This window comes from Enterococcus sp. C65, assembly GCF_040887165.1.
Classification (GTDB): domain Bacteria; phylum Bacillota; class Bacilli; order Lactobacillales; family Enterococcaceae; genus Enterococcus_B; species Enterococcus_B hirae.
The window spans coordinates 181,611-201,950 of record NZ_JBFOFG010000003.1 but is presented as its reverse complement, the minus strand read 5'-3'; the positions used below and the strand labels follow the sequence as shown (position 1 = coordinate 201,950).

Genomic DNA, 20,340 nt, shown 5'->3' with positions numbered 1-20,340 from the left:
GTTAGTTAATTGATTTTTTTAGTATGATAGATGTAGTTAATAAACTTTATATGAATTTTTGAAGTAATAAAAATCATATATACAAACGACATATAGGAGGGTAAATAATGAAAAATTCCATTGTCAATATTGAGAAGCGTCAAAAGGATATTTTGGAGCGATTACAACAAAAAGAGCAAATGACAACATATGAGTTAGCTGAATCTTTAAAAGTCTCTATTAGTACAATACGCAGAGACCTAAATTTATTAGAAGAAAAAAATGAGATCATTCGTCATTACGGGTTCTGTTCTTATAATTATGATAATCGTACAGACTTTGATCAATCTGGACCAGAACGACTAAAACAATCAATCGCTCGTGAAGCTTGTAAATACATCAATGATTATGATACCGTATTCATTAATTCTAGTTCTACTGCACTTAAAGTGGTTGAATATGTATGTGCCAATCACCTGACAATTGTCACAAATAACGTAAAAATCACTTACTCCCCTCATAAAGAAAACTGCAATTATATCTTGACTGGAGGTGAGATGCGCTTTCCAAAAGAAGCATTAGTGGGTGATATCGCATTAAATACCATTTCTTCAATGAATGCTGATGTCTGTATCATTGGTTGCAGTGGTGTGTCGATCGATAATGGCGTAACAACTAAAATTCTCAATGAATCAACGATCAATGAAATGATGATTCGTCAAACGTTTAAATGTAAAATTCTAGTTGCTGATCATCGCAAAATTGGTTTAACATCAAAATTTAAAATTGCAGATATTTCTGTTTTTGATTATTTGATTACTGACCAGTTTTGTTCTGAAAAAGTAATCGCTGAAATCAACAATGTTGGGGTGAAAGTCATCCAAATCAGTTAAAAAAAAAGCCGGTGTGAATAGAACAAGATTCTGTCCCAGCCACATCGGCTTTTGCTTATTTACAAATGATGTTCAAACAAAATGACCTGATCCATTAAGTCAAAGCTCTTCAAACCAGCCTTTCAGCGATGGTTCGCTCTTGCTTACTTAATAACAGTCTTTTTATTAAGCGTGATAACGTTCTACACCATCTAGGTATGTTGCTTCTAAAGTCATATCTGGATTCAATACGATAAAATCAGCGTCCCGTCCTTTTGCGATCTTGCCACAAGTATCATCGATCTTGCAGCTGATTGCTGGTACTAAGCTTCCCATCATCACAGCTTGTTCAGGTGTAGCTAATCCCCAGTCTACTACATTTTTGATTGCTTCTTTTAATTTCAAGATACTTCCTGCTAAATTACCTGATTCTAAGCGAGCAGTTCCATCTTTCACGACCACTGGAAATTCTCCTAAATTATAATTGCCATCAGGCATTCCACCAGCCATCATGCAATCAGTGATCAATGCCACATGGTCATGACCTGCTTTTTCCATTAAAATTTGAGCAGCATTTGGATGAACATGATGCCCATCACAAATCAATTCTGAAAAAACATGTTCTAGCGATAGTAGCGCACCAACCATTCCAGGTTCACGATGATTTAATCCACGCATGCCATTATACGCATGGACAAAGACACTAGCACCTGCTTCTACTGCCTTTTGTGCTTCATCGATCGTCGCATTACTATGACCCAATGAAACAACCACGCCTTCATCTGTCACTTGTTTGACAAACTCTTCAACGCCTTTTCGTTCTGGGGCTAGGGCAATTTTTTTGATCAGTCCGCCAGAAGCTTCTTGCCATTCATGGAAAGTATCAAGATCAGGGTCTCCAAAATAACTTGGATTTTGCGCCCCTTTATGTTCTTCCGTAAAGAATGGTCCTTCAAAATAGATTCCTTTAATTTTTGCTCCAGGAGCTTCTTGGTACATTTTTCCAATTGTTTCAGCTACATCTTTTAAACGTTCTTTACTTGATGTTAAAGTAGTTGGTAAAAACGATGTTACTCCACAAGAAAGCAATCCTTCTGACATTGCTTTCACACCTTCTGCATCATTATCCATCACATCATGGTTCATATAGCCATGAATATGCGTATCAACTAGACCAGGAGCGATCCATTTTCCGCTTTGATCAATGATATTGACTTCTCCTTCAGGTGTGTTTTGGGTATACTCCCCAAAAAGACCATCAGTGATTTCAAGATAACCTGCATTTTTGACACCGGATGACAAAAAGAATTTGTCTGCGTAGATAAAAGTTCTCATTCTTCTCTCTCCTTTGATTTTCTATCCTAAAGGTACTCTTATTTTGGAGATAAGTCAAGAATGGTCTACACCATTTAGAGACTTTTTGCTATTTTTTTAACTGATTGTGCCAATTCTTCATAAAAGAGAGCTTTATTGATTTCACCTTTCTTTTTATAAATCAAACTCTTTAAAATAAATAAATCGTTAAGGTAATAATAACTATTTTTATCTTGCGCCCACCGTATTCCTTGATTTACTTGTTCTAAAGATAGTTCAATTTCTCCTTGGTGCAACAAAAAGCTTCCATAGTTATAAAAAATTTGAGTAAACTCACTTTTGGTTCGATCTTGGATCGTCTCTTGGAAGAGTTGGATACTACGACTTAAATAGTACCTAGCTTCCGCAGTTTTGCCAGCTACGCCATAGATTTTGCCAATGCAACTGACTAGCTGGATCTCAACGTCCGTCACTTGTGTTCGATCTTTTAACGTCGAATAGGAGAGCGCTTCTTTTAAATAACTAAGTGCTTGAGTAATATTTTTTCGTAATGTAAATTCACAGACGCCTAAATAATAATAATATTTTTGAAAATCCGCAGCTTCGTACAAATTTTCTGTAACCTCTGGCGATTTTAACACTTGTTCCAGCTTGCGATAATCTCGTTGCTGAAAATACAAGTCTGTTAACTCAAAATTCTTTAAGACCGCTCGAATTTTCCCATGAGATAAACGCATGACATGATCGATCGTTACGCCTAAACGTTGGCAAATTTGTGCCATTACAACAACATTTGGTAGCTCTTCATTATTTTCAATTCTGCTTAAAACACTCTGTGAACAAATATCTTGCGAAAGCATTTTTTGTGTCATCTTCTGTTCTTTTCGAATTTCTTTTATGATTGTACCAAAGGAAGCGACCAACGTTTCCATAAGCATCCTCCTTCAAAATATGCGTATTCGCATTATACCAATATTTTACTTTACGGAAGAAGAAACATCAAGAAAAGTCCTATCAAAAACTTGTCCGACTTTTTTCCTTCCTTATTTTTGATTTAGCTAGTGATTATTTCATCTCTCACACCAAAAAGAGCCAAAACTTGAGTTCGGCTCTTTTGAGTAAAAACATCCATGACAGGCTATTTTTGTCGGTAAGTCGATAAAAATTCACGCATTTTGACAGCAGTCGTTTTCAGATCATCCATCTTTGGTAAATAAACGATTCTAAAATGATCCGGTTGATGCCAATTAAATCCCCCACCATGAACCAGCAAGATATGATGTTCATGTAGGAAATCTAAAACAAACTTTTCGTCATCTAAAATATTGAAACGCTTCGTATCAATCTTAGGAAAAATGTAAAACGCTGCTTTAGGTTTTACTGCAGAAAGTCCGGGAATGTCATTAATGGCATTGTAAATAAATTCTCGTTGCTCATAAATACGCCCACCAGGTAATAATAATTCATCCACACTTTGATAACCACCTAATGCCGTCTGAATGATTTGCTGAGACAATACATTGGAACAAAGACGCATCGAAGAAAGCATGTTCAATCCTTCAATATAGCCTTTAACATGTGATTTATCTCCACTCAACACCATCCAGCCAACACGAAATCCTGCAACACGATGGGATTTAGATAAACCATTCAACGTCACGACAAATAAATCTGGTGCCAAGGTAGCGATTGGAATATGTTCTAAACCATCCATGACTAAACGATCATAAATTTCATCAGAATAAATAATCAATTGATTTTGACGAGCAATCTCCACGATTTGCTCTAAAATCTCTTTTGGATACAATGCTCCAGTTGGATTATTTGGGTTGATGATCACGATTGCTTTTGTTCTACTCGTTATTTTTGATTTAATGTCATCAATATCAGGATACCATTCTGCTTGTTCGTCACATATATAATGAACAGGTTTTCCACCAGCCAGTGATACTGAAGCCGTCCATAATGGATAATCAGGCATCGGAACTAAAACCTCATCCCCATTATCAAGTAGACCTTGCATACACATTGTAATCAGTTCGCTGACTCCATTCCCTGTATAAATGTCGTTGATCGTCACATTGGGAAACTTTTTGATTTGACAATATTGTTCAATCGCTTTTCTTGCTGAAAAAATGCCTTTAGAATCAGAATAGCCTTCTGAATCTCGTGCATTCATAATCAAATCACGTATCACTTCATTTGGCGCTTCAAATCCAAAGGGGGCAGGATTTCCAGTATTTAACTTTAAAATACTGATCCCTTCTTCTTGCATACGTTCGGCTTCTTCTAACACAGGTCCACGTACGTCGTAGCTTACGCCTTCTAGTTTATTGGATTTTTCAAATTCTCTCATAACGCTATCCAATCCCTCATTTCAAAATAAACAGAAATTTCTGATTTTTTATTTTTTACTTATTTTCAATATCATACTCTATCCCTCTAAAATTTACCACAATTTTAAGTAAAACCATAAGAAATTTTAGTTAGTTTTCAAACTCATTTCCGTCGATATTCATTGAATAAATTCGCACCCCAGTCCATAGCAATTCCGCAAATAACACCCAAAAAAATTCCGGCAGACAAATCTTTCAATACAATACCAAGAATTAGCCCAACACTCATTCCTAAGATAGAAAACTCCCCATCATATTTTTCCACTTTTTCTCTCCCTTTTCATCTTGACATCTGCGGAAATACTCGCTATCATTAATTTATTGTTATTATACGCAGACGTGATGGAACGGCAGACATGCAAGATTGAGGGTCTTGTGAGCGTACGCTCGTGTGGGTTCAAATCCCATCGTCTGCATCAATGACTAGTCGTAGAGCATTCCGTGCTCTACGTTTTTTTGTTTTCTTATTCACGTCTTATTAATAAACTTACTGTTCGTTATACTAAACGACCTGACTTCTGATAATTTTACGCATAAATTCTTCTTTCTATTTTACTCTTCCTGTTAATTTACTGCTAATGATTACTATGGACAGTTCCTTCTTATGTTTCATAAGATAGCTTTTTTGATTATTTCTCCTTATTACGATTAAGCAATGAAATCAGTATTGTTTTATCTGCATGCCTTCTATTTTGCCCATCTTGATCATTTTTTATACTTACAACCTATGACCTATACTGTAAAAGAATTATGAGAACGATGAATATTAGGAACCATAATTGAACTCTTATTCAATCGATTCTTTTAAATAGTGTAACGCTTGTTTACAGTTCTTGAATCCTTTTGCTTTCCATTGGACATTTCTCTTTCTTGACTTATATATTTCATTTTTTTCTCATCATCAAACTCGTATTCTTATAAATAAAGATGACATTACCAGCTTATAACCTTATTTTATAAGCTTAAGCAGTATTTTAGTACTAATATAAAAATTAGTTTATAATTAGAGTATGTCAAATATGGAGAGGAGAAATAACAAATGAAAACTTTAGACATTATTGCTTTAACATTGTTGATCGTTGGTGGATTAAATTGGTTATTGGTTGGTTTATTAGAATTTGATTTAGTTGCTACTATTGCAGGTGGATCTACGACAATTCTAGCTAAAGCGATCTATATTATCGTAGGAATTTGTGCTATTTATTGTTTGAAATTCTTTCCACTTATTACAAATAGAGTAGAACGATAATTTTTTAATTATCCTCTGTTCCTAATATAAATAAAGCAGTCATGAGCGTTAGTTTGTATGCTCATGACTGTTTTTATTTATATTCATGTAAGCGTTATTCGAGACAAAAGAGAGATTTTTTCTACAAAAAAACGTGAGATTAACCTTTTCTTAATAACTAGACAGCTACTCTTTTCAGAGACATTATGCTTGATTTTACGACAAAGAAATCGTTTTCGATTACATATGTTACTTCAAATATTACAAAAAAGGTAGATTTGTCATAAAGCTATTACCTATGAAATATATCCCCGTGGTAAAGTATTCCTCGTTGGTCACAACAAAACTATTTTTAAATTTACGAAGGAGCTTTTACATGAAATCACTTAAAACATTACTATTAGGAACAACTTTGACTGCCGGCGCACTATTCTTTATGGGAACATCTGCACATGCGGACGAAGCTTATACCGTTCAATCAGGTGATACGCTATCAACGATTTCTCAAAAATACGTTGGTGATAACTCCTTGATCCAAACTATTGCAGAAAAAAATTCAATCTCAAACATCAACTTGATTTATTCAGGTCAACAATTAACAATCCCAACAGGCGAACAAGCAGCAACAACACAAACAGCTTACCAAGCGCCTGCTCAAACAAAAACAGTGGCTGAACAACCAGTGAAGCAAGAACCAGTTCAACAAGCAGCACCTGCCCAACCAGTTGCTCAAGCAACGCAAACAGCGGCACAAGCAACACCAGCAACAACAAACACAAGCTCAGCGAAAGAATGGATCGCTCAAAAAGAATCTAGCGGTTCTTATACAGCAACAAACGGTCGTTACATCGGACGTTACCAATTAGATTCTTCTTACTTAAATGGTGACTATTCAGCAGCAAACCAAGAACGAGTTGCTGAACAATACGTATCTTCTCGTTACGGCTCATGGGAAGCAGCTAAATCTTTCTGGGAAGCAAACGGTTGGTACTAATATAAAATAGCTTGTTTAAAAAGCGAAGGTCCCTCTTTAGGATCTTCGTTTTTTTTTACTAAGCAAAGCGTAAATGAAAAAAATTGGCAGAAATAGTATCCTTTCTGTCAATTTTTTTGGTAATTTCGATTTTCTAATTCCAGTTTGGCAAATGGTGGTTCGTTCATCGTGTTTTTTGAACAGTTGTGTTTGTCTAACTGCTCAAAATTATTTTTTGTTTCTTTCATGACGTTCAATAAATAGTTGTTCTCTGCTTTCAATCGTTTCACTAATGAATTCAAATAATTGTTTTCTTTATGTAATTCGTCTATTGTTTTACTCTTTTCGTCTGTCATATGATTTGAATAGTTATCTGTTTCTCTTCCTGGTTTCTTCATCCCCACCTCAGAAGGCAACAACGAGTGGTGAAGTAATTTAGTATACAGTTCTTTGTATTCTTGATACTCAGCATTCAATTGTTCTTTCATATGATCATTTGTCGATTTTTTTCGATAGATGGATGTCTTATTTTGTTGAAGAACTGCTTCTAACTTTTTGAGTAATTCTGTTTCTATTTCACAGTTTTTATATTTGGACATAATATAAGCAGAATTGAGACGTCCTTCTTTCATGGGTATTAGGCCAATATGTAAGTGTGGTTTCTCTTCATCAAAATGAACATGTGCATAAATGATATTCGATAGACCGTATAGCTTTTGAAAGGTTTGAACAATTTGTAAAAAAAATAGTTTTGTTTCTCTTACTGATAATTTTTTTAATGCCGATTCTTTAAAGATGATTCGCCATTCAATTAATATTGTCCAATTAGAATGAATCGATTTTGTTGAAGATAAATGGGTCAAATATTTTCTAATGATCTTTTTATAGTCAATAAATTTCTTATTTAAAACATCATAATTTAAAGATGTTTTATCTGGTTGTACAATACTTGATTCAACTATTTCTCTTTGATTATGTCTTTGGACTTGTTCTAATTCATAAAATCGATAATCCGTTTTTTCTAATTTGATTGATTTAATAGTTCTGCCTCCTTACTTTCTTCTTACTATGTGAATCTTTCAAACAAGTAAATAAACAACGTTTTCATCTAAAGTTTAGTTAATTCTATCCGAAAAAACAAACCGAAAAATTCCTATTTCTTGGTAATTATGTACTTTTAGTGAAATAAAAAAGGACCCTCTTTAAAGGATCCCAAGTAAACCAGTTAAAACAAAACCTACTTCGTGAATTTTCGAGTGAACTAAGATAATAAAGCAAGCTTTGGCCCGCCTCTAAATAACTATTTTTTATTATGCTAGCTATGATTCGTTAATCAATACGGAGTGTTCCATCAATGGTTGTTGTATTGATTAGTTCTTTTTCATTATATACTTTATAATATATCTTTATGCCATGCGTACCCGAGGAAGGCATATTCTTGAAAGCAACCGATTCAATCCCATTGTTGGGTGGAATCAATCCTGAAACATATAATTTTTTTTGATTAGATGCTAAATAGTATTCTACTTGTATATTATAGGAGTTGACACCCACATTACGTACATCCACGTGGGCTTTTCTCTCTTTATTTAATTCGACTTCATGCTTCAATACAATCCGAACATTGTCTTTATCGACTTCTTCCTGCATCTTTTTTAATAATTCGCCATTATTCAACTGAGTGATGTTCTCATCAAAATCTGGCAATCCTGTAACGACTTGAGGGGGAGATTGATTAAAATAGAAGTATCCACTGATCCCCAATATCAAAAGTACTACAGAGAAGGTTATCAGGATATATGTGCTTTTTTTTCTTTGTTTTGCTTTATGTGCCATTTAAAAATCTCCCTTTCTGATAAAATCAAAAACAAATCGTCTCAACCAGATGGATAAAAAAATCATTCGTTAAGCATTTACCTTTATTTCTTTTCAAACAATCCACATGTTTTTTTGTTGATCAACTAGTTTCTTTCGTTCCAACAGTTTATACTTTCAATGATTAGCAGAACTCCAACTATTTGGAATCCTGCTAAATGGTATTCTAAGACAGTCATGTCATTGTTACTATGTGCGAAATTCCCTGTTTATTCTGCTGGGGATTCCAATAATATATGATATAAATGAAACAAATCACGCTTTTTTATGATTCAGTATCTTTTAAAGCAGTGAAATTAAACGTTATTTCGTAACTTGGTCTAACCACTTGATTTTCTTTAAATCCTTCAGCGATTTTTCCTTCGAATTTTAACGTTTTAGATGAAGATTTATCTAATTCTGTTAAATAAGTAGGGCTATTAAGAAATTGACCCGCAACACTTTGTAAACGGACGCCCGCTTCATTTGTTGGTGTAAAGTATAAATCTTGTCTTACACCCGATTGACTTTTTTCTTCAAATTTTGATATTTCAATCTTGACTCTACGTGCACTAGAATTATTTGTTACGGTATAAATAGGTGATAAGATATTAGGAAGTGGCTGGCCATCATCTGTTACCGCATTTGCATAACGTACTTTTGTAGGTACAGTGATGTCAACATAAGATACATCTTCCGGTCCGACCGGATCCCATGGACCAATCCAGCCATCCACTCCAATTTGTGCATTATCTTTTCCTTGAATAGTTGCGCTGTCATCCTCAGGGTCACTTAATCCAGGAATCCAGCCTAATTCATTATCTTTAACTGTTTCTGCACTTGCATTCATTGTTCCAATTCCAAATCCACCTAATAAAATAGATGATACTAGTAACACATTTGTCAACTTCTTCATTATTCTGTCTCTCTCCTCGCTGAAAACGTCTCACAACATTTCCATAAAAATAAAATTACATGATATAGTTTTTTTCTCGATTGAGCTCAATCAACATAACCGTTGAGAAAAGGGATACAATTGTTCCAAGTAACATCATATAAACGCTCAATTGTTCACCAGTTTGTGGAAGTCTCACTTTTTTTGAAGAACCTGAATCAGATGGTGTGATCGTTATAGTTGCTTTTTCTTTGGTTCCTGCGTCACTTACGTTATCAATTGTACTGGCATCTGCGTCCGCATCCCATACTCCTATTATTGCTTCAACTTGAATCGTTTGTTCATTTGTGGTTTGTGCATGACAGTTTGTTGTAATGAAAAGACTAACCATTAAAACACCTATCAAGTAATACATCACTCTTTTTATTTCGCTCTTCACCTCCAATACTTTAACGACGCAACCTCCACAATAATATTATCCGTAAAAATAAAATAGAATGAAAACCAAGTTTTACCGATAGATTGGTAAATACCTTTTCCATTAGTAATTGTTATGTAACAAAAAGATGATTAGCTTAGAACATCTAAAAATAATACTTAATTTTTAGCCATATCAGTTGATAAGCGGAAACTTTTCCGAAATTTATAGTTATAGTGCAAACTAACTATCCATACTGGAATTAACTTTTATATGGTAATAATCAACTAATTTATTAATGATATCTTCATCAAAATAACTAGACATCCCAATCGTTGGAATACCGAAATGGTCAGGCGAATATACATCTGTTAAAAGGCAATCGAACTTTTGTAAATAGCCCTTTTGTATTTGAGTAGTAGGATCGAGTATCTCAATTTTGATATTATGTCTAAAATAAAATTGAATTTCCTCTTTGAGCATCCGCATATGATCGTAAGAGCTATCCAATAAAAGTGCTACATTGATACTTGCTTTACTTTCTCTCACGCGTACCCATAGTTCAGACCAAGAAGTTAATAATTTGAAGATGGATTGCTGGATCATTTCATCTAAGTAAGATAAAAATGGATTACCAAGAGAAAAGTAAATATCAAAAAATTCATCTCTTAATGCGGTAACTAACTCAGGACTTACCTTCAACGTATTTTCAAAAAAATCCGTTTTTTTATTGTATAAAATATAAGTAGGTCGCACCGAACTCATGGTCGTCCAATAAATATCATGAATCAATTTATCTCGATTCTCGCAAAGTAATCCAAAACGTTCTTCCAGCAAAGTAATCACATAGCCGATCTGTTTCTTTATTGAGACCGAATCGATTTCAACTCCTTCTGAATGAAAGCGAGCTATTGGATTAATTGGCTGATGGAATTCATAAAATAATTGCTGAAGATTTTCTTTTACACTTTTGATGCCAAAGACATTATGTATTTTTTCTACTAGTTTTTTTTCGTTCATTAGATGTGTAAAATGAAAAGGTATCTCGTTAACTTCTAATTGATAGCCTTGCTTCAATCGTGTAAAACAGACATACAATTGAAATTTTAAATTTCCCAAAAATAAATGATGGTCATTGTTCACAATTGCCCATATCGTATTTTCTTTGATGAATATATCAATGATCTCTGAAATCAAATTTCTTTCTTCTTTTTGTATCAATTTTTCGGGCAAATGATATTTCTCAGAAAAATAGACTGAAAAGAAGTCTCTGATATTCCCTTCGTTTCCGATAATTTTGATTTGATTGGTAATTTGAAAATCGAAAAACCGGATTTCTTGATTGATTCGATTAATTACCCTTGATACCTGAGTTTCTGAAATATAAAGCAAATCACTAAGCTCTTCTTTAGAAGTAACTTTTCCTAGGAAAATCGTTTCCAGTAATGTGTATTCTAGACTCTTTTCAAGAATTTTTGAATAGATAAATGACTTAGGCGTTGTGATATCTTTCTTTAAAATGATTCCTGCTCTAAAAGAAGTTTCAATTGATAGAGGCTCAATCATTTCGTTGACTTGAGATAGATCATTTCGAATGGTTTTTTCTGAACTATCAATTTTTTCAGCTAATTCCGCAGTCGTAATCCATTCCGTATTCCAAAGGATTTCTAAAATATTCAATTGGCGTCTCAAACGCCCGTCTAATATTTCTCTCATTTCTATTACATCTCTCCTCTCCTAACAGATAAATACTCCTTGTTTTATTTTTAGCATATCCCAATCTTTAAAAATAACCTTAATATACCGAGCCCTTGGTAAAATATCTTTCATAATCTTTTATTTTTTCCAACGATCCATTGAGTTGTTCGTGATGCAAAGTAAAAAAATAGGAGACCAAAGACAATCATTCATCTCGGGTCCCTTTACTAGGTAGATCTATGCAACAAACAGAATCGTTTTCACTAAATAGCACGCTCACTTTTTTTATAGTTAATGTAACGATAACTGCTCTTTGGATGTTCATTCGGAAATACTACTATGATTGTTACTGTATCGTTCAGCCTCTTTCTCAATATGTATATTCAACTTGTTTTGCTTTTAGATGAGTATATTCTTTCTAAAAACGTGTAATTCTTCCTTTTTGTTGATCAAAAAATGATGTAGTTTTTTGACAAATTCTTCTCCAAAATAATTAGGGACACCAATAATTTTCACATCTCCTAGATCGCCAGTATTAAAGCCATTGGTTAGGACACAATCATAGTGTTTTAGCTGATTCACAGAATTTTGTGCTATTGGCAATAAAATATCAACTTCATATGTATTTCTAAAATGATATTCGATTTCTTCTTTTAGCATTTTTAAATGCCCGGCTGGTGCATCTAATAGCAATGCAGCGTGGATTTTAATCGTTGGCTTACGTATTTCCGAACGAAATTCAGACCATTGTGAAACTAAAGTATAAATGGATTGATAAATCATATTTTTTTTATCTAGAGAATGAACGGTTAGATCGTCATAAATTTCACTGAATTTAGCTTTCAAATTTAAAACGATATCTTGTCGATCATTCATTAATTCGCAGACAAAATCTTCTTCAACGTTATTTAAAATATGCGTTGGACCGATCGTACGAAGTATCCGCCACATAACGGCCTGAAGTAGAGCTGTTTTGTTCTGGCATTTAATCTTAAATTCATAGCTAACTTCCAAAATCAGATTTTCCAGTCTTGTTTGTAAGATCGATTGACTAGTCCCTAGTTGTAAGCATCGTTCATTTAATTTGAATGGAGCATGAAAATACTCAAACAGGTTAAACAAAACTTCTTCTGATAGTTCGATACCAAACACAGCTTGCCACCTTTTGTTTAATTCTCGATCTCCAGTAATCATAGAATAATTAAAATAATCTTCCTCTTGTTTAAAGAATGAGCTAGATTTACAACGATAGGCAGCCACCCATAATCTCATTCGCATTTTATTCAATAAAAAATGATGTTGATCATCCATAACCATCTTCTCTTTATTTTGTTTATAAAAAATATCAAGTACTGTATCAATCAGTTGAAATTCTTCTGTTTTAAAAAGTAAATCGGGTGAAAGGTATTTTTCATAGAACAAACTAGAGAAAAGTTTACGGATATTTTTTTCGTGACCGATCAATTTCAAATCATTTGTGATTTTTATTTCGTATTTTTTCATTAAAATATTCATTTTATTATGTAATCGATTGAGTTGTGTTTCTGAAATAAAGAGTTGATCGCATAGTTCCCCTCTTTTCATCATGGGATTGATGAATATCATTTCCAACATTTGACATTCGACACTTTTTTGTAAAAAAAGCGAATAAACATATGATTTTGAAACACCTAAGTCTTTACTTAAAAAAACGCCATATTTTACCGAAGTCTCTATTTTTAAAGGTTCAATTATTTCATTCAGTTGTTTGATGTCTGTTCGGATCGTTTTTTCAACCCCACCTATTTTTTTGACGATCTCTGCAATCGTCAGCCATTCGTTGCTCCAGAGTAACTCTAAGAGTGCTAGCTGTCTTAAACTTTGTTTCGTTAGTAATTGCTTCATTTTCCCCTCCTAATCCCTCAAAATTTACAAACGCTTTGTTTTCTCTATTCTCCTCTATTATTAATTTTAATGTACGAAAATAAGTATGTCTACCATTTCATTAAAATATAAGTATAATAATATTAAAAAAGTAGTGATCAACCTATAAGATTCGTGCTTTTCTGCGAGGTAATATTTTAATAAAAATAACACTCAAGATATCTATTATTAAAATATTTACTACCGGATCTTTTAGAGAACTCCATAAAGAGCCTTTCACTAAAATAATCTTTTTATCATTTTCACTACAATAGAAAAAACGCCTAAATTCGAGGACATTTTCAGCCACAGATTTAAGCGTTTATTTTTTTATATTTAATCGTTTTTTTACATAATCAATACACTGTATTTTTTATTTCAATAAATAGGATAAATCACTCGCTACCGTTGGATAACCCATGATCCATTGCTCTAATTCTTCTTTTTTTGTATGTTGACTGATCAATAAATTCAAATCATTGATTAAATCATCTGCCTGTTCACTAAGGACACTGGCACCAATCAAATACCCAGCTTTGTCATAGATCATTTGGGATTTAGCAAGTGGTTCATTCACACGATGATAGGTAAACCAATTGGTCATATCAATTTCTACTACTTCTTCTTGTCCAGTGAGTTGTTTTTTTGTTACCCCGACCTGAGCCAATTTCGGACTAGTAAAAACGATCGTAGGAATGGAAGGATAACTAATTTTTTCTTTAGTATTTCCTAATACATAGTTTGCAACATAATTTCCTTCAAAGGTAGCAACTGGCGTTAATTTTGGCTCTGTCCGTGAGATGATATCCCCGCAAGCAAAAATCATTGGATTACTCGTTTGAAGATAGTCATTAACAACAACACCATGTTTCGTTGTTTCTACCTTCGCCTTTTCCAGGTCTAGTCGCTCAACATTTGGCTGTCTTCCAGTGGCACAAAAAATCGCATCTGCCTGTAGTTCTTGATCGTTTGACTGCAAGGAATAGTGCGTTCCTTCTTGAATGATTCGCTGTGACTCAAAATCAAAAACAAATCGAATCCCGGCTGCTTCCATTTGTTTAACTAGTTGTTTGACCAATTGTTCGTCAAATGCTTTTAATGGTCGTTGATTATGGTGAACGATCGTGACATTGCTTCCTGAAGCATGAGCGATCATCGCTAATTCAAATGCAATATAGCCTGCACCAATAAAAATAATGTCCTGAGGCAATTCACTTAATGATAAAAAGTCAGTACTTGTTTGTAAAAATTCATTCCCATCAATAGGTAAAATCGATGGTCGTTGACCAGTAGCAAGAATGAAATGTTCAGCTGAAATTTTTTCTTCTCCTACCATGATCGTATTTTCATTGATAAAGCGTGCTGTTCCAGCTAGATAATCAATGTCAGCTGCTGCTAATTCTTTTTGACGATTCTTTGAAACTGGATCTGTAAAACTGCGCTTAAATGCTTGTAGTTCTTGCCAATCAACAGTTGGTACTTCGCTGAATCCTTTACCCAACAACTGTTCAATTCGTTTTCTTGCTTCCACACTATTTAGTAGAATTTTTTTAGGGTCACATCCTCGATTAGGACAAGTACCACCCCAAAGATTTTCTTCGATGATCAAGACGTTCTTCCCTGCTTTTTTTAACCCATAAGCCACGCTCATACCAGCTACGCCAGAACCAATCACAACTTCATCATATTCTTTCATTTTCTCTTTCCTTTCTAGATAAATAAGTGAAGATATCTTTTCTTGTAATCTCCCCTAGATTTTCCTCATTTTCTCGAATATTTACTGCTTCATGTTGGATCAATAATTCGAATACTTCAGTCAGCGGTGTACTTAAGTAAACATCTGGAAAATCCGCTTGATGAATTCCTTTGCTGTAATCGTCAGCTACGATCAGCTCTTTTACTGTTTGTTGTTTTTGTTGAATCGTTTCATCAAAAAAGCTCCGTACAAATTCATTTTTAGGCTGAGTCAACAACTGGTCGGGTTGGTCACATTGAATTAATTCGCCCTCTTTCATGACAGCGATCCGATCTCCTAATTTTATGGCTTCATCCATATTATGCGTCACAAAGACGATCGTTGTGCCTAATTCTTGATGTAAGGAAAGTACAAGGTCTTGTAAAGAAGCTCGAGACAAAGGATCTAAAGCACTAAATGGTTCGTCCATCAAAATAACTTCTGGGCTAGCTGCCAAAGCACGGACGATACCGATCCGTTGTTGCTCTCCACCGGATAATTCCTGTGGCATTCTATTTCGATAGATTGTAGGATCAAGTCCGACTTTCTCAAGTAATTGGTCAGCTATTTTTTCTCTTTTTCTTCTTTCCCATCCTAGCATTTCTGGAATAACTTCGATATTTTGTTGGACAGTCATAGTTGGAAACAACGCAATTTGTTGTAAAACATAGCCCATTTTCCACCGCATTTTTTGTAAATCATAGTCTTTTAACGATTTACCCTTGAAGAATATCTCCCCTGCGCTCGGCTGAGATAGACCATTGATCATTTTAAGCGAGGTCGTCTTCCCGCTACCAGAGGGACCCACCAAAACAAAGATTTCCCCTTGTTCAATCGATAAGTTTAGTTCTTTAATTGCATATTTTTCGCCAAATTTCTTTTGGACTTGCTTGAATTCTATCAGATTATTCATTTATTCCCCTCCTTCAGTAGTCCTTCTTTTTCCAAGAATGCATGCGCTACTTCCGCAGGTTGTTGTTTTTCTACATTCACTTGATAATTCATTTCAATCATTTGAGATTCTGTTACTTTGCCAGCGAGCTTGTTTAGAGCTGTAACGATTTCTGGATGTTCCTTCGCAAAGGCTTTGGTCATCAAAGGAGCTCCTTGATAATCTGGAAATAATCCCTGGTCATCTTCTAAGGTGACAAGGTCATATTGTTTTAGATCACTATCAGTCGAATAAGCATCTACTACATTGACATCTCCGTTATCGATGGCTTGATAGCGTAAACTTGGTTCCATACTTTGGACACTTGGAAAATTAAGCTTGTAAAGTTCTTGGATTCCTTTATAGCCATCCGAACGATCAATAAATTCTAATGTGAAACCGGCTTTTATCTGATCTTCAATCTTTCCCAAATCAGAAATGGTTTTTAGCCCATTTTCTTTGGCAAATGATCGCTTCACCGCTAAAGCATAGGTATTTTGATACGCCATTGGTTGAAGAAGTGTCATTTCAAATTGTTCACCTAATAAGCGATTCGCTTGATTATAGGTTTCTTTTTCATTCAATTCTTTATTTTTTAAGTCATCAGGTACTTTAACTAAGCTTTCTAAAACAGTTCCTGTAAATTCCGGATAAATATCGATCTGTTGATTCTCCAATGCACTAAAAAGAAAACTGGTTTTGCCGAAGTTCGGTTTTAATTCAACTTCAACATCTGAATTATCTTCAATTAATTCTTTATACATTTGAATCAAAATATCTGGTTCTGAACCTAATTTCCCAGCAATTGTCACCTTATCTTCTTTAAAGAGTCCGCTTTGATACAAAGATATTCCACCGATTCCCAAAAAGATAAGCAATAAAGTGATAACTGTATATCGAGGTTTCAAATGTTGAAGAAGTCTGATTAAACTACTGAAAATAATTGCTAACAAAGCTGAACTGATTGCACCAATCAGAGTCAAAACTGGCGTATTTCGATCAATTCCTAATAAGATAAACGTTCCTAAGCCACCGGCACCGATCAATGCTGCTAACGTTGCTGTTCCAATGATCAAGACAAGGGCTGTCCGAATACCTGAAATAATAACAGGTAATGCGATTGGCAATTCCACTTTGATCAACCGTCTCATGCGTGACATACCAAAAGCAACTGCTGCTTCTTCAATGGATGGATCAATTTCACTAAGTCCGATATACGTATTTTGAAAAATTGGTAATAACGCATAGATCACTAATGCAATCAACGCTGGCACTGTTCCGATTCCAACGAAGGGGATCAACAATCCTAATAAAGCTAAAGATGGGATCGTCTGTAAAACACTGGTTATCTGCAACAATACTTCTGCCATTTTTTTATGGTTCACTGCCCAAATAGCTAATGGGATTGCAATAACAATCGCAATCAATAAGGCAATTAATGAAATTGATAAGTGCTGAAATGTTGCGGAGATCAATTCTCCTTTTCGCTCAACAAGCGTTTGAAAAAAATTATTCATAGGATCTTCCTTTCCATTCTAATTTAAGTATAAACATAGACGAAAAAATCCCCAACTAAGTTGTCTGAAAAGAACAAAAAAGATGCGTAGTTCATCATTTGTAAATCCAACACCCCGGCAATTCTCTGAATATGCTTCAAACTAGCAATAAAGTCCTTAATCAATAAATGGAAAGAAAGAGGAAATTTATTTCTTCAAACTCTATGTATTTCTTTTATATAAAAAAAGACACATCTCACGAATTTGAACGAGAAATGTGTCTAATTTATTTGAATATAAAAAAACAGCCAGTAAAGCAGAAACCTCGTGGGGGAGATAATTTTTACTGGCTTGTTCATAAATTATTATACTGTAAGTTTTGTTCAAAGATAAAAAAAAGTAATAAATGATCGTTTTAGAGTCATAAACGTTCAATTTTTCTCGAAATTCCTATTTTTTCTCAAATGACTAGCTGGTTTGCTCTTTCTTTCACTCCGTATAATGGGTAAAATTCTTGACCTTTTTGATACAAAATTTCTTTTTCACGATTTTTCATCAAGAAAACAAGCAACTCTTTCATCGGCAGATTGGGTTTATTTGGTTCAAATAAAAACACACATTGAGTCTCACCTTTTTTTTGAATACTCGTCAAAGCCTGCAGATTATCATGAAGATCACAATAGATGCCTTTATACTCTCTTTTCGTTGGAGAAGTTGTGATGAGTGTTAATAGATCAGCTGCTCGCATAGTTACTCCTTTCCTTGAACATCCTTTAAATGTTGAAAAAAATTTTCAAATTATCTATTGAAGATTCTTAACTAATAAGTATAATAAAGAAGTTGCTGAAAATTTTCAAAAGAAAAGAGGTTTGAGAATGAAAAAAATAAATCTATTAATTGATCTGGTTGGTATCAGTTTTGGCGCTGCACTTTATGGTTTAGCTGTGACCGGGATCAATATTCCTGCTAAATTAGCAGATGGTGGTGTAACAGGAATTGCCCTTTTACTTAATAATTTATTCGGTTTTGCTCCTTCCATTACATCACTTATTATCAATTTACCATTGCTATTGGTTTCATTATTCATTTTTGGTAAGCAGGCTTTTCTGCGAACGATTGTCGGAACCTTTGCTTTAGTGTTCTTTTTACATTTGTGGGAAGGACTAAACGTCCATTTTGCTGTCCACAATCTTTTACTCAATAGCCTGATGACTGGTGTATTATCTGGTATCGGTTGTGGTCTGGTCTTTCGCTTTGGTGGAAGCACTGGCGGAACAGACATTATTTACCAAGCCTTTGAAAAATATTTCCATATCAAGATCGGTAAAAGTCTATTCTTGATTACATTTGGTATCTTGGTTGTTTCTTTATTATATCTGGATGTAACACATTTTGTTTATACCTTACTCAGTTGCTCCATCTTATCTTATACGTTAAACAAAGTGAAATATCTCGAAGTAAAAGGTTCTCTCAATCCTTTTTCTGCAAATCGTTCAAAAGAACCTTTTGATACTCTTGATTCTGCAGAACAATTTGAATAACATTCTTAAATGATTGGTTAGCGACTGAAAAGTATATTTCTACTTTTCAGTCGCTATTTCGTTACTAGCAAAACCTCCAGTAATCACTACTTTACCATGTACTTTTCCAGTCTCTACTTCTTTCGTTGCCTGCTTTAAAGTCTCTTTGCTGATGCCTTCTCTGTATACTTTTCCTAAAGTAGTATGGATTTTTTCTTCTTCTACCAATGCTGTCAAATGTTTTAATATTTCCCCTTGTGTCTCGATTAGTTGACCATAATCCGTTTTAGTAAACATATACTCCCATTCAAATGAAACAGATAAATTTTTAAAACTTGCAATATCGATTGGTCCATCAAGTCCTACGATCATCCCAATTTTCCCCATAGGTTGAATCATTTCTGCCAGCTCAGTTAGATAGGGACGGATATCATGTAAAACCGCTACGACATCGACGGTGCTTATCCCAACCTTTTCTAGTTGAGGCTTTAACTCTTGATGGTAATCAATTGGATGATCGACCCCATTTTCTTTTAACCATTGAAAGTTTTTGGGGCTGGCTGTCGCAACCACCTCTAACCCACTCCATTTTGCTAATTGTGTGAGAATCGAACCGACACCTCCAGCACCGTTGATGACCAATATTTTTTTACCTTTATTCGCTGATTCTTTAGGAATCAATTGAAATTTCTCAAATAAGAGTTCATAGGCGGTGATCGCAGTTAACGGTAATGCTGCATTAGCTTCGTCCGTGAGATTTTCTGGTGCTTTTGCCACAATTCGTTCATCTACCAACTGATATTCTTGGTTACTACCTGGTTGTTTTGCTGAACCAGCATAATAAATACGGTCTCCTATCTCAAAATTTTCAGATTGGGGACCTTTTGCAACTATTCTCCCTACCGCATCAAATCCCAAAACAGTTAAAGACTCTTGTTTTGGCGTCTGCATTCTAAATTTTACATCCACTGGATTCACTGAAACCGCTGAAATCTCCACCAATAACTCCCTGTTTTTAGGAACCGGAGTTTCTGCCAACTTTTCTAAAAAACTATTTTTGTCAGTCAATGGTAATCCCTCATAAAACCCTATTTGCTTCATTTGTTTTTTCATAGAAACCTTTCCTTCT

19 protein-coding genes and 1 tRNA gene are annotated in these 20,340 nt (G+C 34.4%); 5 read left to right on the top strand and 15 right to left on the bottom strand.

Annotated elements, in window-relative coordinates:
* The first annotated feature begins 107 nt into the window (after window positions 1-107).
* Window positions 108-872, top strand: coding sequence for a DeoR/GlpR family DNA-binding transcription regulator (locus AB3I12_RS04555; RefSeq protein WP_063626973.1), 765 nt, complete (start codon window positions 108-110; stop codon window positions 870-872).
* Between the two features lie 165 nt (window positions 873-1,037).
* Here the strand turns inward: AB3I12_RS04555 and nagA are convergent, their stop codons facing one another.
* The 4 genes from nagA to AB3I12_RS04535 all read right to left on the bottom strand — a co-directional run bounded on the left by nagA (window position 1,038) and on the right by AB3I12_RS04535 (window position 4,826).
* A complete protein-coding gene (gene nagA / locus AB3I12_RS04550) occupies window positions 1,038-2,186 on the bottom strand; it encodes an N-acetylglucosamine-6-phosphate deacetylase (protein WP_010719415.1) in 1,149 nt (382 codons plus the stop codon).
* 74 nt (window positions 2,187-2,260) lie between these two features.
* Entirely contained in the window at window positions 2,261-3,097 is an 837-nt protein-coding gene (locus AB3I12_RS04545; RefSeq protein WP_010719416.1) for a helix-turn-helix transcriptional regulator, read from the bottom strand.
* A gap of 206 nt (window positions 3,098-3,303) precedes the next feature.
* Window positions 3,304-4,521: a pyridoxal phosphate-dependent aminotransferase gene (locus AB3I12_RS04540; RefSeq protein WP_010719417.1), complete on the bottom strand. Its 1,218-nt coding sequence runs from the start codon at window positions 4,519-4,521 to the stop codon at window positions 3,304-3,306.
* A gap of 143 nt (window positions 4,522-4,664) precedes the next feature.
* Window positions 4,665-4,826 carry a hypothetical protein gene (locus AB3I12_RS04535; RefSeq protein WP_010719418.1) on the bottom strand — a complete coding sequence of 54 codons (162 nt, stop codon included), beginning with the start codon at window positions 4,824-4,826 and terminating at the stop codon, window positions 4,665-4,667.
* Between the two features lie 68 nt (window positions 4,827-4,894).
* On the opposite strand from AB3I12_RS04535, the gene AB3I12_RS04530 reads away from it, so the two are divergent.
* The 3 genes from AB3I12_RS04530 to AB3I12_RS04520 all read left to right on the top strand — a co-directional run bounded on the left by AB3I12_RS04530 (window position 4,895) and on the right by AB3I12_RS04520 (window position 6,783).
* Window positions 4,895-4,977, top strand: a tRNA-Leu gene (locus AB3I12_RS04530).
* 623 nt (window positions 4,978-5,600) lie between these two features.
* Window positions 5,601-5,810, top strand: a complete 210-nt coding sequence (locus AB3I12_RS04525; protein WP_010719419.1) for a DUF378 domain-containing protein — start codon at window positions 5,601-5,603, stop codon at window positions 5,808-5,810.
* Between the two features lie 355 nt (window positions 5,811-6,165).
* Complete coding sequence (locus AB3I12_RS04520; protein ID WP_010737411.1) at window positions 6,166-6,783, top strand: LysM peptidoglycan-binding domain-containing protein; 618 nt, start codon at window positions 6,166-6,168, stop codon at window positions 6,781-6,783.
* Between the two features lie 107 nt (window positions 6,784-6,890).
* Here AB3I12_RS04520 and AB3I12_RS04515 read toward each other — a convergent pair whose 3' ends face one another.
* From AB3I12_RS04515 to AB3I12_RS04470, 10 genes are all read right to left on the bottom strand, one after another.
* Window positions 6,891-7,793: a plasmid recombination protein gene (locus tag AB3I12_RS04515; RefSeq protein WP_080649354.1), complete on the bottom strand. Its 903-nt coding sequence runs from the start codon at window positions 7,791-7,793 to the stop codon at window positions 6,891-6,893.
* A 298-nt stretch (window positions 7,794-8,091) separates the two neighbouring features.
* Window positions 8,092-8,598, bottom strand: coding sequence for a hypothetical protein (locus tag AB3I12_RS04510; RefSeq protein WP_063626971.1), 507 nt, complete (start codon window positions 8,596-8,598; stop codon window positions 8,092-8,094).
* A gap of 304 nt (window positions 8,599-8,902) precedes the next feature.
* A complete protein-coding gene (locus AB3I12_RS04505) occupies window positions 8,903-9,532 on the bottom strand; it encodes a hypothetical protein (RefSeq protein WP_010737408.1) in 630 nt (209 codons plus the stop codon).
* A 55-nt stretch (window positions 9,533-9,587) separates the two neighbouring features.
* Window positions 9,588-9,926 carry an LPXTG cell wall anchor domain-containing protein gene (locus tag AB3I12_RS04500; protein ID WP_223603537.1) on the bottom strand — a complete coding sequence of 113 codons (339 nt, stop codon included), beginning with the start codon at window positions 9,924-9,926 and terminating at the stop codon, window positions 9,588-9,590.
* A 246-nt stretch (window positions 9,927-10,172) separates the two neighbouring features.
* The gene (locus AB3I12_RS04495; RefSeq protein WP_010719424.1) at window positions 10,173-11,645 is read right to left on the bottom strand and encodes a helix-turn-helix domain-containing protein; all 1,473 of its coding nucleotides are present in this window, start codon (window positions 11,643-11,645) and stop codon (window positions 10,173-10,175) included.
* Between the two features lie 381 nt (window positions 11,646-12,026).
* Entirely contained in the window at window positions 12,027-13,511 is a 1,485-nt protein-coding gene (locus tag AB3I12_RS04490) for a helix-turn-helix domain-containing protein (RefSeq protein WP_063626969.1), read from the bottom strand.
* A gap of 391 nt (window positions 13,512-13,902) precedes the next feature.
* Window positions 13,903-15,225, bottom strand: coding sequence for an NAD(P)/FAD-dependent oxidoreductase (locus AB3I12_RS04485; protein WP_034700340.1), 1,323 nt, complete (start codon window positions 15,223-15,225; stop codon window positions 13,903-13,905).
* Window positions 15,212-16,177, bottom strand: coding sequence for an ABC transporter ATP-binding protein (locus AB3I12_RS04480; RefSeq protein ID WP_063626966.1), 966 nt, complete (start codon window positions 16,175-16,177; stop codon window positions 15,212-15,214). The genes AB3I12_RS04485 and AB3I12_RS04480 overlap by 14 nt, the downstream gene beginning before the upstream one ends.
* Window positions 16,174-17,712, bottom strand: a complete 1,539-nt coding sequence (locus tag AB3I12_RS04475) for an ABC transporter permease/substrate-binding protein (RefSeq protein WP_063626965.1) — start codon at window positions 17,710-17,712, stop codon at window positions 16,174-16,176. The genes AB3I12_RS04480 and AB3I12_RS04475 overlap by 4 nt, the downstream gene beginning before the upstream one ends.
* A gap of 439 nt (window positions 17,713-18,151) precedes the next feature.
* The gene (locus AB3I12_RS04470; protein ID WP_034700338.1) at window positions 18,152-18,439 is read right to left on the bottom strand and encodes a hypothetical protein; all 288 of its coding nucleotides are present in this window, start codon (window positions 18,437-18,439) and stop codon (window positions 18,152-18,154) included.
* 127 nt (window positions 18,440-18,566) lie between these two features.
* On the opposite strand from AB3I12_RS04470, the gene AB3I12_RS04465 reads away from it, so the two are divergent.
* A complete protein-coding gene (locus AB3I12_RS04465) occupies window positions 18,567-19,232 on the top strand; it encodes a YitT family protein (RefSeq protein WP_010719430.1) in 666 nt (221 codons plus the stop codon).
* Between the two features lie 39 nt (window positions 19,233-19,271).
* On the opposite strand, the gene AB3I12_RS04460 is transcribed toward AB3I12_RS04465, so the two are convergent.
* Window positions 19,272-20,324 carry a zinc-binding alcohol dehydrogenase family protein gene (locus AB3I12_RS04460; protein ID WP_063626963.1) on the bottom strand — a complete coding sequence of 351 codons (1,053 nt, stop codon included), beginning with the start codon at window positions 20,322-20,324 and terminating at the stop codon, window positions 19,272-19,274.
* Window positions 20,325-20,340 lie beyond the last annotated feature (16 nt).